This is a genomic window from Nonomuraea africana (assembly GCF_014873535.1).
GTDB lineage: Bacteria > Actinomycetota > Actinomycetes > Streptosporangiales > Streptosporangiaceae > Nonomuraea > Nonomuraea africana.
The window spans coordinates 360,887-374,216 of record NZ_JADBEF010000001.1; the positions used below are offsets into that span (position 1 = coordinate 360,887).

Below are 13,330 nucleotides of genomic sequence, written 5' to 3' on the forward strand. Positions count from 1 at the left end.
ATGCACTCCCAGTTCCGCCGCCGGACAGCGGCGGTCGTCACCGCGGTCGCCCTCATGACGGGCTGCGCCGGCAACGCGCCCGCCGCCGCTCCCGCGACCACCGGCTCACAACCGGCGACGACTGGCAGCGGGGGCGACACCGTGCGCTACGCGGCGCCCGGCTCTCCTTCCAATGCCGTCACCGACCCGCACGGTCTGCTGCCCGGCGAGAGCGACATGGTCAGGATGGCCCTGACCTACGACGTCCTCACCGTCCCAGGAGCCGACGGCTCCACCAAGCCACGCCTGGCGACCGAGTGGCAGCCCGACGAGACCCTGACCAAGTGGCGGATCACCATCCGCGGCGACGCGAAGTTCTCCGACGGCCGGCCGGTCAAGGCCGCCGACGCGCTGTTCTCGCTGCGCCGGATGGGCAAGAAAGCGGCGGAGAACTTCGGCCGCATGGCCATGTTCGACCTCGACGCCTCCAAGGTGATCGACGACACCGCCTTCGAGCTGATGACCAAGAAGCCTTACGCCGAGGTGGGCAAGGCGCTGGAGGGCGCGACCTTCGTCGTGCCGGAGGGCAGTGACGACTTCGGCAAGCCGGTCCCAGGCTCCGGCCCGTTCCGGCCGACTGCCAAGGGCGGGGCGCAGGCGGTCGTGTTCGAGCGGAACGACGACTGGTGGGGTCCCGAGCCGCCGTCCAGGTTCATCGAGGTGCGCGCCGTCCCCGACCCGCAGGCGCGCGCTCAGGCTCTGCTGTCCGGCCAGGTCGACCTGGCCGGAGGCGTGCCGGCCACGCTGGCCAAGCAGCAGGAGGGCAATAGTGCGGTACGCCTGCTGCGCAGGCCGGGCGCCACGCTGTACCCGCTGGTCATGCGGATGGACACCGAACCCTTCGACGACCATCGGGTCCGTGAAGCCGTCCGGCTCGCGTTGGACCGCAAGCAGCTCCTCGACACCGTCTTCCTCGGATACGGCGAGGTCGGCAACGACCTCATCACCCCCAAGGACTCGTCCAGCCCGGCGAACCTGCCCGAGCGCACCCGCGACCTCGACCGGGCCAAGAAGTTCATGGCCGATGCGGGACTCGCCGGCGGTGTCGATCTCACGCTGCACACCACCACCGCCTACCCGGGCATGGACAGCGCCGCGACCCTGATCTCCCAGCAGCTCGCCGACATCGGGATCAGGGTCAAGGTGAGCCTGGAGCCGGCGGACACGTACTTCTCCGAGATCTACGGGCGCAAGCCGTTCTACCTCAGCTACCTGGGCGGCATCCCCTTCCTCGACGTGGTCAGGGTGGCGCTCACGCCCGGCTCGCCCACGAACGAGACGGCCTGGAAGGATCCCGCCTGGTTCGCCGACCTCGACGAGGCTCTGGCCGAGCGGGACGACGCCAAGCGGAGCTCCCTCCTGGCGGACCTGCAGGCCAAGCTCCGCGACCAGGGCGGCTACGCGATCTGGGCGCTGAGTGACCGGCTCGACCTCGCCAAGGCGGAGCTGAGCGGCGTGCCCGAGGGGATCGGCTTCGCCTCGGCGTTCATCGACCAGGTGAGCCTGGACGGTTGACGTGCTCCAACTGCCACGGCCGGTCGGCGCGCTGGTCAGAGCAGTGCTGCTGCTGGCCGCCGCGTCCGCGGTGATCTTCCTGTGCACGGCGGCGCTGCCCGGCGACGCGGCCGACGTCCTCGGCGGCGGCCGCGCCACCGCCGAGGAGCTCGCCCGGTTGCGTGAGGAGCAGGGGCTGGACCGCCCCTTGCACGTCCGCTACCTGGACTGGCTGTCGGGAGTGCTGACCGGTGAGCCCGGGGTCTCACTCATCACCGGGCGGCCGGTCGCCGAGCTGGTCGCCGAGCGGGTCGCGGTGACTCTAGCCCTGGCCGTGGCCGCCCTGGCGGTGAGCATCCCGCTCACGACGGCCGTGGCCTGGGCCGCCGTGCGTGGGCCCAGATGGGCGCGGCCCGCCGCGAACACCTTGATCGTCACTTGTGCGGCGCTGCCTCAGGCCGTGGTGGCCGCCGCACTGGTCGCCTGGCTGTCGGCGGCGTGGGGGATGTTCCCGCCGGTGTCGATGCTGCCGGCCGGAGAGCGGCCGTGGCACCGGCTGGACCTGCTCGTGCTTCCCGTCCTCACGCTCGCGCTGCCGACCGCCGCCTACGGCGCCGCCCTCCTGCGCGGGGCGATCGCGGACGTGGTCGCCCGGCCGTACGTGCGCGACGCGGAACTACGCGGTCTGTCACCCGCGGCGGTCCTGTTCCGGTACGTGCTGCCGATGATCGCCGCGCCCGCCACCCGCCTGTTCGCGGTGCTCCTCGGCGGGCTGGTGGCGGGAACCGCGGTGGTGGAGATCCTGTTCGGCCTGGCCGGGCTGGGCGAGCTGCTGGTGACCGCCATCTCGACGCGGGACGTGCCCGTCGTTCAGAGCGTCGCCCTGCTCGCCGCGGCCGTCGTAGTCGCCGGGCTGCTCGTCGCCGATGCGGCCGCGCCGAAGGCGGCCCGTTCGTGAGGCGGCGCCGCACCGGGCTGCTCCTCGCCGCTTCGGCGGGAGCCGCGCTCCTGGTGGCGCTCGGCGGCCGGACGCTGGCCAGGCATGACCCGGCGCGCATCGCGGCGCCCCCGTGGTCCGGTCCCGCTCCCGGGATGCTGCTGGGCGCAGACGGGCTGGGACGGGATGTGCTGTCCAGAGTGTTGGCCGGCGGGCAGGAGTTGACGCTGACCGCGCTGGCCGCCGCGCTGATCGCCTCGGCCCTGGGCGTGACAGGCGGGCTGTGGGTGGGATGGAACCGCGGCCGGCTTTCCCGCGCCGTCGCGGGGGCGGCGGACCTCCTGCTGGCGCTGCCTCTCCTGCTGCTCGCGCTGCTCGCGGTGGTCGCCCTGCCAGGACCGGCCGCAGTGATCGTCGGTACCGTCCTCGGCGGTACGCCGCTGACCCTGCGTGTGGTGGCCGATGCCACCGCGGAGGCCAGATATGCGGGATACGTCGAGGCGGCGCTGTCGCGCGGGGATCGTGGGGGATCCGTCCTGGTGCGCGAAGTCCTGCCGGCTCATGCCGGGATCGTCAGCGCCGATCTCGCCCAGCGGTTCGTGCTGTCCGTACAGCTCGCCGTCGCCCTCAACGTGCTCGGCTTCGGTCCGGCGCCTCCGGCGCCGGACTGGGCCGCCATGCTCCGAGAGAACATTCCGGGCCTCGGCCTCAACCCTGCGGCGATGATCACGCCCGCTCTCGCCCTGGCGGTTCTGACGGGCAGCGTCGCCGCCCTCTCCTACGCCCTGACCGTCCGGGACGGCGCCTCGTGAGCGGGCGAGGGCTGACCGTTTGCGGTCTGACCGTCGCCGACAGGGCGGGGACGGTCATCGTGGACCGGCTGGATCTGCGCGTCGCCCCGGGAGAGGTGCTGGCCTTGGCAGGCTCGTCCGGAGCCGGCAAGACGACGGTGCTGCGCGCTGTGCTCGGCGCGCTCCCAGAAGGGCTGTCGCGTACGGCCGGCCTGATCGAGTGGCACGGTGCTCCCGTACGGTCGCCACGTCGCTGGCGGCGGCGGACCGTCGGCTTCCTCGGGCAGGATCCGGCCTCCGCGCTGCATCCCTTGATGGAGGCGCGGGCCTCGGTGGGCGAGGTTCTGCCCAGAGCCGCACGGGAAAGCGGCGCGGAGCGGGCGCTCGCCGGGGTCGGCCTGGACCCGGCCGACATCGGCCATCGACGTCCGCACCAGCTCTCGGGCGGTCAGGCACAACGCGTGGCGCTCGCCCGCGCCCTGGCGGCCGATCCCGAGTTGCTCGTCCTCGACGAGCCCACCAGCGCGCTGGACCCCGCCGCGCTCGGCCTCGCGCTGGAACTGGTGCGCCGCCGGCGTGGCGATGGCCGGTCGGTGACGCTCATCGTCTCGCACGACATGGGTGTGGTGACCGAGCTGGCCGACCACGTCATACGGCTGGGCGCAGAGAGAGCCGGGGGTCGTCCCACCATGCGTGACCGCCGGCACGTGGGTGGGAACGCGGGCTCGCCGGGAGTGTTGCAGGTGCGCGGGCTGACACTCGCGCAGCCGCCCGGCGGCGCGCCGCTGCTCTCGGACGCCGACCTCACGGTGACGGCGGGAGAGTCCGTGGCGGTGCTCGGGGCGTCCGGCTGCGGGAAGAGCACGTTGCTGCGCGCCCTGGCCGGGCTGCACCCTGCTGAGCACGGTCATGCCACCGTGCTCGGCGAACCGCTCCCATGGGCGGTGGCTCACCGGAATCCGGCCGCGCTGCGCGCGCTCGCTCTCGTCGGCCAGAACCCCGTGGACGCGCTCAATCCGGCGCGCACTGTCGGAACGGCACTTCTTCGTCCCCTGCGCACGCTGCGCGGGCTTTCCCGGATAGCGGCCCGCGCTGAGGCCCTCCGGCTGCTGGCCGCCGTCGGCCTGCCGCGGGAACTGGCGCGCCGCTATCCGGCCGCGCTGTCCGGCGGGCAACGTCAGCGAGCCGCGCTCGCCAGGGCGCTCGCCGGTGGCCCGGCCGTGCTGCTGGCCGACGAGATCACCGCCGCCCTCGACGACCGGACCGCCGACCTCGTCCTCGACCTGATCGACACGCTCCGCCGCGATACCGGGCTGGCGGTCCTGACGGCCACCCACGACCCCGCCGTGGCCGCCCGCGCTGACCGCGTGCTGCGGGTTGAAGAAGGCCGGCTGCACCACTCCCTTGCCCACCACGACGATCGGAGACCTCCCGTTGACGCCCTATGAACTCCTGCTCGCTCACCCGTGGATCGCCCGCGTGGACCACACCGGCGATGGCGGCCTCGTGGTCACCGCCGAGCCCGCGGCACTGACCGTACGACACGAGCCGGGACACCCGCCCGTCCTGGGCGACCTGGTGGCCGAGCACCTCGAACACTGGGGCGAGGTCTACGACTGGACCTACCGATCCAGCCGGGACACCCACCGGCCAGGCCTCGACCTGTCCGGCTGGCGAGCCACGGACACCGGCGAGCCACTGCCCGCCGAGCACATGGCGGAATGGGCCGATCGCACCGCCGAGCTGGTGCTGCGGCACCGGCCTTCCCGGGTGCTGGAACTCGGCTGCGGAACCGGGATGCTGCTGCACCGCCTCCACCCCCACCTCAAGGGCTACGTGGGAACCGACATCGCCGAGCCGGTCGTGGCCCGCCTCGACGGGCTCGGGCTGCCTGGCGTCAAGGTGGTGCGGGCCGCCGCGCACGAGATCAACGGCGAGGCGGTTCGCGCCGCCCTGGCCGGCTTCGGCGAACGGCCCGACTGCGTGCTGCTCAACTCCGTCACCCAGTGCTTCCCGAGCGTGGAGTACCTGGCCGCCGTGCTTCGCGACGCGATCGACGCCGTGGCCCCCGGAGGAGTCGTGGTCGTCGGCGACGTACGCCACTCGGGGCTGCTCGGAGAGCACTGCCGCCGGCTGGAGGCCACGGCGGTCGCGGCGGAGCAGCGCGCCGCCGCCGACACCGAGCTGCTGTTCGACCCGGCGACGCTGGCCGCCGTCGCCGCGGGCGCGAACCGGCGGGTCACCATCAGCCTCTTCGCCAAAACCCTGGCGGCCGACACCGAGCTGACCCGGTACCGGTTCGATGCCGTCCTGCACGTGGATGCGCCGGCGAGCCCGGCCGCCACCGTTCACGCATGGGACACGCTGAGGCCTGACCGGGCGGCTGCTCTGGCCACTCTGGCGGGCGGGGACGATCCCGTCCGGATCACCGGCATTCCCAACGGCCTGCTCCGGCCCGCTACGGGAGCGGAGTCGGGGGCGAGTCTGCGTGCGGTGCTGGAGGGCACCGACGGCGCGGTGCTCCTTGATCCCGACGACCCGACGCTCCTGCAGGTCGCGGTTCCCGCCGCGGCCGCCGCCATGCCCGTCGACGCGCTGGCCGGGGTGGGCAGACCGCACGAGCCGCTGGGCGCGTTCGCCCGCGCGAGGCTCGTCGAGGTGGCCCGGCGAGAGCTCCGGCGCGCGGGACTGCCGGTTCCCGGGGAACTGGCCGCGCGGGTTCCCGACGGTGCGGGCCGTGACGCCGTCAGCTTGGCTGAGGATGCCGCGGAAGCCGACCGTGCCGGACGCCTCGCGCTCGCCCGGACCGGCAGAACCGGAGCCCCCAGGCCCGCTGACCTGGCCGCGGAGGCGGTGCCCGACTCCGCGCTCGCCCACCTCCCGCACGCCATCCGGACCTTCGACGAGATCGCCCTGCGGGCACTGGTCAGTCTGATGAGCGGTGTCCTGCCCCTGGGCGACTCACGGACGGCCGAGGAGCTCATCGAGGCACTCGGTACGGCGCCACGGCATGGGTGGATCGTCAGACGCTGGCTGGAGGTCCTCCGCGTGGAAGGGCTCGTACGACGGCACTCCGGCGGCCGGTACGAGGCCGCGGCCGTTCCGGACCGAGCTCGGGACGACGGAGCCGAGCTTGATCGCGCCTGCGCCGCGCTCGGTTACCCGGACGAGATGGCGGTCTTCTTCCGCACCGCTCTGGCCTGCCTGCCCGAGCTGCTGCGGGACGAGATCATGGCCCAGGCGCTGCTCTTTCCCGACGGCGACCTGCTCACCTCGCTCAGCAAGGACCAGCACAACGTCAGCAACACCTATCTGAACGCCGCCCTGGGGCACGTCCTCGCTCGTGCCGCGGCCACCCGCGCCAGACCACTACGTGTCGTGGAACTCGGAGGGGGAGCGGGAGGGAGCACCACCGCCGCGCTGGACGGGCTCGGGAGCGCAGAGGTGGACTACCTGTTCTCCGACGTGTCGAGATTCTTCACCATGGCAGCGGAGGACCGGTTCGGCGACCGGCTGCGCTACGCGCTGCTGGACATCAACGCCGATCTCGTCGCCCAGGGGGCGGAGCGCGGCGGCGCTGACGTGGTGATCGCCGCCAACGTCCTGCATTGCGCCCGGCACGCGGGACGGTCACTGCGCTGGATCGGGGAACTGCTGGCCCCCGGCGGCCTGGTGGTGGTGACCGAGGCGATCCGCGAGCACTACCTGGTGCTCGCCACGATGCAATTCCTGATGTCCCCGCGCGAGGGGCAGCCGGACCTGGGCGCGGGTGACCGCCGCGGCGGCACGGGCCGGGTCTTCTTCACCGGCAGGGAGCTACCGGCCGAGCTGGCCGAGGCAGGGCTGCGCCCGGTCCTGGAACTGCCGGAGGCCGCTTCCCCGCTGGCCGCCCCCGCACAGCACCTGTTCGTCGCGGCGAAGCTCTGATCCGACAGGACGGGCGGCTCGCGGTAACCCCGCCCGTCCTGTCGCTCAGCCCAGCGCCACCGGCAGCCCTGCACGGAACAGCTCCTGCTCCAGCCACACGGCCGCCCGCACGCCGTCGGCGGCGCTCGGCCCCACCAGCGTCACCGGATCCGGCACCGCCTTCAGATGAGCTGCGTCCCCGGCCGCATAGACACCGGCGACGCTGGTCCGGCCGTACTCGTCCACCTCGACACAGCCGTCCGGCAGCAGCTCGCAGCCGAGTTGCACGGCCAGCTCGGTGTTCGGCCGGGTTGGGGCGCGGTGGTAGACGGCCTCCCGCGCCAATGTCGTCCCGTCGGCGAAACGCAGGGTCAGCGCGTCAAGCTCGCCTTCGATGCCTACAACGGGCGACTCCTTCACCGGGATGCCGCGGGCCTTGATGACTTCGGCCACAGGCTCCGGCATGGCGGCAGGGCCGTTCGTGCACAGGACCACGTCGTCGCTGTAGCGGTCGGCGACGTAGGCCGCCAGCATCGCGTCGGCCCCGTTGCCAATGACGGCGAGCACCCTACCGTTCGTCTCGTAACCGTGGCAGAAGGGGCAGTGGTACACGCTCTTGCCCCACCGCTCGGCCAGTCCGGGAACATCGGCAGGCTGGTCGGTCAGCCCGCTCGCCAGCATCAGGCGGGACGTCTCGACGCGTTCCCCGTCCGCCAGGGTCACCGTGAAGCGGCCGGACTCACCCTCGGCCGAGGTGACGCGTCCTTGCCTGAACTCGACCGTCGGATACACCGCGAGTTCCGCGCGGCCGTCGGACAGCAGAAGCGCCGGGGAGCCGCCGTCCCTGCCGAGGTACATGTGCATCTCCGTGGCGGGCGCGTTGCGGGGCTGCCCGGCGTCCACCACCAGGACACGGCGCCGCTGGCGGCCCAGCACCAGCGCCGCGCTGAGGCCGGCCGGTCCACCGCCGACCACGACCACCTCGTACATCACGCGTCTCCTCTGCGGATGAGATACATGCCGAGCTCGGCCGGGCCGGTGCGCGCGGGCTTGAGGTCGTGCCCGGCGAGCTCCGCAGTGAGCTGTTGCTCGTTGAGGACCCACCAGTCGTAGCTTGCGGTCACCTCGTCGGTGAGCCGGTCGTCGTGGTAGGTGCGGTAGGTCATGTGCCAGGTGATGCGGTCGGGGCCCGCGGGCTCGGCCCGCCCCCAGCCCTCGTACCGTCGCCGTCCCAGGCGCACGTCGGCGGACCGGGTCTCCGGCACCGTCGCAGGTTCGGTGGGCGGTTGCAGGTTCAGCACCGCCCTGCCGCCTGGGACGAGGCGCTCGGCGAGCAGGGTCCAGATCCGTTGCCGGTCGGCCGGGGCGAAGTGGCCGAGGACGTTCATGGCGACGACGGCGCCGAGCCGGTGCGGCAGCTCGGCGTCGAGCAGTCCCTCCGGCAGCACGGTCACCCGATCACGCAGCTCGGCGGCCTCGTTCACCCGCGCCATCAGGACGGACCGCAGTGCGGGAGACGGCTCGACGGCCACGATCTCGGCTTCGACCGCCTTGGCCATCACCCGGGTGCCATGCCCTCCGCCGGCGCCCACGTCCACCACCGGATCGGTGATCCCGCGCAGCGCCTCCTCCAGCGGTGGCCCCAGGACCGCCCAATGCGGGGCGATCATCACGTCGATGAACTCCGCTGATCGCTCGTACTCGTCGGCCACGCGCACCCTCTCGCCTTGTAGTGATAACCATAATCATTTCGTGAGGTTACGGACAGAAGGAAGCGAGCGTCAAGAGTGGGCGGGTGGCCTGGTTTCGACGATGTGACCGCTTTCGAGCAGCACGGGCCGAGGCGTTCAACAGCACTTTCAAGATCGAGTACGTGCACCGCCACCGGTTCCGCACCCGGGCCGAGGCCCGCCTGAAGATCGCCGCCTGGATCTGCGCCTGCCGACAATGCCATCCGCGCAGGTCATCCGGCTCGCAGGCTTCTCTTGGCGTGCGCCCGCTCGGGTCTGGGAGGGGATCGATCGCGGCAGAATGATCGCTCGTGCTCTTTCGCCTGGCTTACTTGACCGTCACGAATGCCTTCGCCGCACTGCGGTTGCTGACGATGGGCGATCGGGACAAGGATGTGGAGATTCTCGTCCTGCGTCACCAGATTGCTGTGCTTGAACGGCAGCTCGGAGCGGATACCAGGGTGAGGTTCACTCCGGAGGACCGGGCCTTTCTCGCCGCACTCCTGACGTCGCCGCCCCGCGAGGTCCTGCGCCGGCTGCGGCTTCTGGGGCGGGCTGCCGGGCGCGATATCTGATCCGTGACCGGGATGGAAAGTTCCCCGCCCTCATGGATCAGATTCTCGCCGAGGCCGGCATTCAGGCCGTGCTCACCGGTATCCGGATGCCCCGCATGCTCTGCGGCCCGGCCCGGCATCACCATCTCATCTGCCAGGTCTGCCGGCTGGTGATCGAGCGCTCACAGGAGAAGGGCATGGAGGGCATTCACGCCGAAGAGATCTTGTACCGCGTCAAAACGTCATTGCGGCGCCTCTGAGCTGTGGTTTGACCGACTCCGGTGCCGCAGACAAGATCACAACTTGTGTCTGTTCGCCTGCTCTACCTCACCATGGTTCGGGTGTTCGGCTGGCTGATGTTGCTGGGCCGCAGCCAAGCGTCGAAGAACGTGGAGAATCATGGTGCTGCGTCACGAGGTGGCGGTGCTACGGCGTCAGGTCGCCCGCCCGAAGCCGGACTGGGCCGATCGGGCCGTTCTCGCAGCGTTGACCCGGTGGCTGCCGGCCGTCTTGCGCGGTCATCGGCTCGTTACTCCGGCGACCTTGCTGGCGTGGCATCGGCGCCTGCTCCGACGGGCCTGGACCTATCCGCATCGTGGCGGACGGCCGAGAACGAGCCCGGAGATCCGGGACTTGATCGTCCGCCTGGCGAGGGAGAACCCTGGGTGGGGATATCGACGTGTGCATGGCGAACTGGTGCGGCTTGGCTACCGGGTCAGCGAGGCGACTGTGCGGCGCATCCTGCGCTCGTGCCGCTTCGGCCCGGCGCCCCGGAATCTCGAACCTCCTGGCGGGCCTTCCTGCGGTCACAGGCCAAGGGACTTGCTGCCTGCGATTTCTTCCACGTTGACACGATCTTTCTGAAGCGCCTGTACGTGTTGTTCGTGATGGAGGTCCATACGCGGCGCGTACACATACTGGGCGCGACCTGCCACCCGACCGGCGCGTGGACCGCTCAGCAGGCCCGCAATCTCCTGCTCGACCTCGGCGAGCCAGCGGTGTCATTCCGCTTCCTTACCCGCGATCGGGACGCCAAGTTCACCGCCGTCTTCGATGAGATCTTCGCCGCTGCGGGCATCACCGTGTTGAAAACACCGCCGCGGACTCCACGGGCAAACTGCTATGCCGAGCGATGGATCCGTACGGTGCGAGCCGAGTGCACCGACCGGATGCTGATCTACGGTGTACGTCACCTGCGTGCGGTCCTGAACGAATATCTCGATCACTACAACGGGCATCGGCCGCACCAAGCGCGCGGACAACGGCCACCCGATCAAGGTGAGCAGGTGGCGCTGCCGATGGAAGGCCGGATCGAACGCCGCCGGATACTCGGTGGAGCGATCAACGAGCCGAGCCGCATGACTGCGCAGGAGAAACCCAGCTCAGACCGTACGCGTGAGTTTTGACGCAGTACACCCTCTCGGCGACGTCACCGACGCCGAGATCCGCGCCGCCCGCCACCGCGGCCGCCGCTGACCGCCACCCAGACGAAGATCGTTCTCAGCGCCGACGGCTGTCCGCAGGTATCGCCAGTGAGGTAACCCCGCGATCGTCCGCTGGACCACCGACCCCACCGTTACGACCCAGCCGAATGGAACAACCAACGCTAGTCCTACGTCGAGACCACGTGATCAAGAGCCTGATCGGTGCATGACGGCATCGCCCTCTACACCCAGTACCTGAACCCGGAGCGGATCGCTGCGATCGTCTACCGGTGGCCGACCCCGCCCACGATCCGCTCTGGCACGCCTGCGGCATGGCCTGCCTACAGATGATCCTCGACCTCGTGCGCGGCTGCCGCGCCTACGGCGGCTACCGCGAAGAAGCCTGCGGGGCGATCAAGGGCCTGTACTACGTGCGCGCCGGGCACAACGTGGACGCGCGGGTGCTACCGCACCTGGTAATCCGGCGGTCATCAGATCGGTACCGCCGCGGGCCGTTCCGTTGTTTGTCGTGACGCCCTGATCGAGCTCGCCCTCTCGTCGAACGATCTGCTCACTGCAGTGTTCGGCGGTCGGCCAGGACCGCGGCGCCACCCACGTAGACGTTGCGGCTCTTCCCCTTGGTCACGGTGAGGACCGCTGAGCGTCCGGCCCGGGTGTACTGGGCGATCTGCAGCTCCTGGCCGTCGCTGACGTGCGGGTCGGCGCTGACCTGGGCAGCGCTCGAGACGCCGGTGGCCCGATCCACGACGAGGCTCCGGCCGAGGTAGGCATTCACCTGGATCACGTGCTCGGGCGACGATGTCGTGCTGTTGCGGCAGAACAGGTGGATTCCGTTGATGTCGAGCTCGCGCTGCAGGGCCATCAACCGGTCGTAGTTCAGACTGTCCAGTTCCCGGCGCAGTCGAGCGAAGGTGGCGGGTGTCACTTCGATGGTCAGCTTGGGTGATCCGACGGACAGGACCGGCAGACCGTCGGCCAGGGATGGCAGTGGCAGGTGGAAGATCCTCTCCAGCGCCTGTTCGTGACCGTACGCAACCCAGGGCTCCTGTGAGACGAAGTGCAGCATGACCGTTCGGGCACGGGGAAGCGAGGCGCGTGCGGAGCCTCCGGCCGACGTGGTGATCAGAAGATCGCGGCCTGGCACGGTGAGCCCGGCCTCGGCGAGCGTGTGTGCGGCGCCGATGAAGCCGTGGGCGCACGCGCCGAGTGTTCTGCCGGTCGGGGTCAGGACAGTGAGGTTGAGCTCGTACCCGTAGGGGTCGTCTGGCCCGCGTGGCTCGCGGACGGCGTCGATGAACACGGTTTCGGGGGTACCAGTGCGGCGGGCCAGCGCCTGGCGCTGTTCCACGTCCCAGGTTCCGACGTCGGCGCCCATGACGACGGCGAAGGGGTTGCCAAGCCCGTTATGCGGATCGCGGATGTCGACGAAGGCCGAGCCGAACACGACGGAGGTCCGGTACGGCAGCGTCACCAGCCGCCCCATAGGCATCGCGGCAGGGGACGACGTCGCCTCGGGCAGTCGGCCCGAGGCGTTCGTGCTGCTCATGGATTTGGCCAGAGGACGAAAAGGGGGTAGGCGCGCCGGCTGGGCCGGTCGCCGATCTCCTTGATCGCCGCGCGGATCTCGTGCAGGTGCCCGGTGGTCATTTGCAGTGGGGGCTCGTCGGGCTGGTAGGTGGTGCGGATCGGGTAGTCCACGCCTGGCTGCCTGGTCATCTCGATGTGGCAGCCGAGCACGTGGGTGACCAGTCGGCGGTCGGAGAAGTCGATCAGGCGGTCGATGGTCTGGGCGAAGGCCGACCAGTCCTGAATGTAGAGACGGCCCGGGTAGACCGTGTCGCCAGTGAGCAGGAACCCGGTCCACCGGTCGTAGAACGTAACCGCCGCCTCGTGGTGGCCCGGGGTGGCCAGGCACTCCAAAACACGGCCTCCCAGGTCGACCTGTGCCACGGCGTCGGGATCCTCGCTGAACCCGAAGTACTCCCAGGCGGTGGCCAGGTCCGCGCCGACCACCGTGGTGTCGGGGCGGTCGGCGAACTGATCGTCGCCCGCGATGTGGTCGCCATGCGGGTGGGTGTGCAGTACCAACAGGTGGTACTCCTCCCGGGGGTGACGGGCGAGCCAGCCGGCGACGAGCCCATCGACCACCCGGCGCAGGGGGAAGAACTCGGCGGATGCCGTGGCTCCGGTATCGATCAACACCGCACGTGCGTTTCCCAACAGCAGGAACAAGAACGGCGCCTCGTAGTCGATCGCCATATTCTGCCGCAAAATGAACGTGTGCTCGTCGTACGCGTGGATTTGGATGTCCGGATCGGTGTTGTGCTTGGCCGACGGTGAGCCGTGAATCCACCGGACATCCAGCGCACAAGGCTGTGGAGTCACTCCAGTGAAATCGACGAGGGGTGTGCCTGCATTCATGACGTCTCCTTCG

At 70.6% G+C, this 13,330-nt stretch carries 14 protein-coding genes; 10 read left to right on the forward strand and 4 right to left on the reverse strand.

Going from position 1 to position 13,330, the window contains the following annotated elements:
- The 5 genes from H4W81_RS01575 to H4W81_RS01595 are packed head-to-tail and all read left to right on the forward strand — an operon-like array spanning nt 1 to nt 7,188.
- Nucleotides 1-1,554 carry an ABC transporter substrate-binding protein gene (locus H4W81_RS01575; protein WP_192773142.1) on the forward strand — a complete coding sequence of 518 codons (1,554 nt, stop codon included), beginning with the start codon at nt 1-3 and terminating at the stop codon, nt 1,552-1,554.
- A gap of 1 nt (nt 1,555) precedes the next feature.
- Nucleotides 1,556-2,491, forward strand: a complete 936-nt coding sequence (locus tag H4W81_RS01580) for an ABC transporter permease (RefSeq protein WP_318781458.1) — start codon at nt 1,556-1,558, stop codon at nt 2,489-2,491.
- Entirely contained in the window at nt 2,488-3,282 is a 795-nt protein-coding gene (locus H4W81_RS01585) for an ABC transporter permease subunit (RefSeq protein ID WP_318781459.1), read from the forward strand. The genes H4W81_RS01580 and H4W81_RS01585 overlap by 4 nt, the downstream gene beginning before the upstream one ends.
- Nucleotides 3,279-4,709 carry an ABC transporter ATP-binding protein gene (locus H4W81_RS01590; RefSeq protein ID WP_192773143.1) on the forward strand — a complete coding sequence of 477 codons (1,431 nt, stop codon included), beginning with the start codon at nt 3,279-3,281 and terminating at the stop codon, nt 4,707-4,709. The genes H4W81_RS01585 and H4W81_RS01590 overlap by 4 nt, the downstream gene beginning before the upstream one ends.
- On the forward strand, nt 4,696-7,188 hold the full coding sequence (locus H4W81_RS01595) for a class I SAM-dependent methyltransferase (protein ID WP_192773144.1): 2,493 nt from the start codon (nt 4,696-4,698) through the stop codon (nt 7,186-7,188). The genes H4W81_RS01590 and H4W81_RS01595 overlap by 14 nt, the downstream gene beginning before the upstream one ends.
- 45 nt (nt 7,189-7,233) lie before the next feature.
- Here H4W81_RS01595 and H4W81_RS01600 read toward each other — a convergent pair whose 3' ends face one another.
- Together H4W81_RS01600 and H4W81_RS01605 are read right to left on the reverse strand one after the other, a co-directional pair.
- The gene (locus H4W81_RS01600; RefSeq protein WP_192773145.1) at nt 7,234-8,157 is read right to left on the reverse strand and encodes an NAD(P)/FAD-dependent oxidoreductase; all 924 of its coding nucleotides are present in this window, start codon (nt 8,155-8,157) and stop codon (nt 7,234-7,236) included.
- Nucleotides 8,157-8,885, reverse strand: a complete 729-nt coding sequence (locus tag H4W81_RS01605) for a class I SAM-dependent methyltransferase (protein WP_192773146.1) — start codon at nt 8,883-8,885, stop codon at nt 8,157-8,159. The genes H4W81_RS01600 and H4W81_RS01605 overlap by 1 nt, the downstream gene beginning before the upstream one ends.
- 323 nt (nt 8,886-9,208) lie before the next feature.
- Here H4W81_RS01605 and H4W81_RS01610 point away from each other — a divergent pair, with 323 nt between their 5' ends.
- The 5 genes from H4W81_RS01610 (at nt 9,209) to H4W81_RS01625 (ending at nt 11,408) form a co-directional block, all read left to right on the forward strand.
- Entirely contained in the window at nt 9,209-9,472 is a 264-nt protein-coding gene (locus tag H4W81_RS01610) for a hypothetical protein (RefSeq protein WP_192773147.1), read from the forward strand.
- 32 nt (nt 9,473-9,504) lie between these two features.
- Entirely contained in the window at nt 9,505-9,711 is a 207-nt protein-coding gene (locus H4W81_RS46580) for a hypothetical protein (protein ID WP_225958398.1), read from the forward strand.
- 139 nt (nt 9,712-9,850) lie between these two features.
- Complete coding sequence (locus H4W81_RS49775; RefSeq protein ID WP_225958399.1) at nt 9,851-10,315, forward strand: helix-turn-helix domain-containing protein; 465 nt, start codon at nt 9,851-9,853, stop codon at nt 10,313-10,315.
- Nucleotides 10,201-10,857 carry an integrase core domain-containing protein gene (locus H4W81_RS46590; RefSeq protein WP_318781460.1) on the forward strand — a complete coding sequence of 219 codons (657 nt, stop codon included), beginning with the start codon at nt 10,201-10,203 and terminating at the stop codon, nt 10,855-10,857. Before H4W81_RS49775 ends, H4W81_RS46590 begins: the two co-directional genes overlap by 115 nt.
- A 308-nt stretch (nt 10,858-11,165) precedes the next feature.
- Nucleotides 11,166-11,408, forward strand: coding sequence for a hypothetical protein (locus H4W81_RS01625; protein WP_192773148.1), 243 nt, complete (start codon nt 11,166-11,168; stop codon nt 11,406-11,408).
- A gap of 38 nt (nt 11,409-11,446) precedes the next feature.
- On the opposite strand, the gene H4W81_RS01630 is transcribed toward H4W81_RS01625, so the two are convergent.
- Nucleotides 11,447-12,340 carry a PhzF family phenazine biosynthesis protein gene (locus H4W81_RS01630; RefSeq protein WP_192773149.1) on the reverse strand — a complete coding sequence of 298 codons (894 nt, stop codon included), beginning with the start codon at nt 12,338-12,340 and terminating at the stop codon, nt 11,447-11,449.
- Between the two features lie 98 nt (nt 12,341-12,438).
- Entirely contained in the window at nt 12,439-13,317 is an 879-nt protein-coding gene (locus H4W81_RS01635) for an MBL fold metallo-hydrolase (protein WP_192773150.1), read from the reverse strand.
- Nucleotides 13,318-13,330 lie beyond the last annotated feature (13 nt).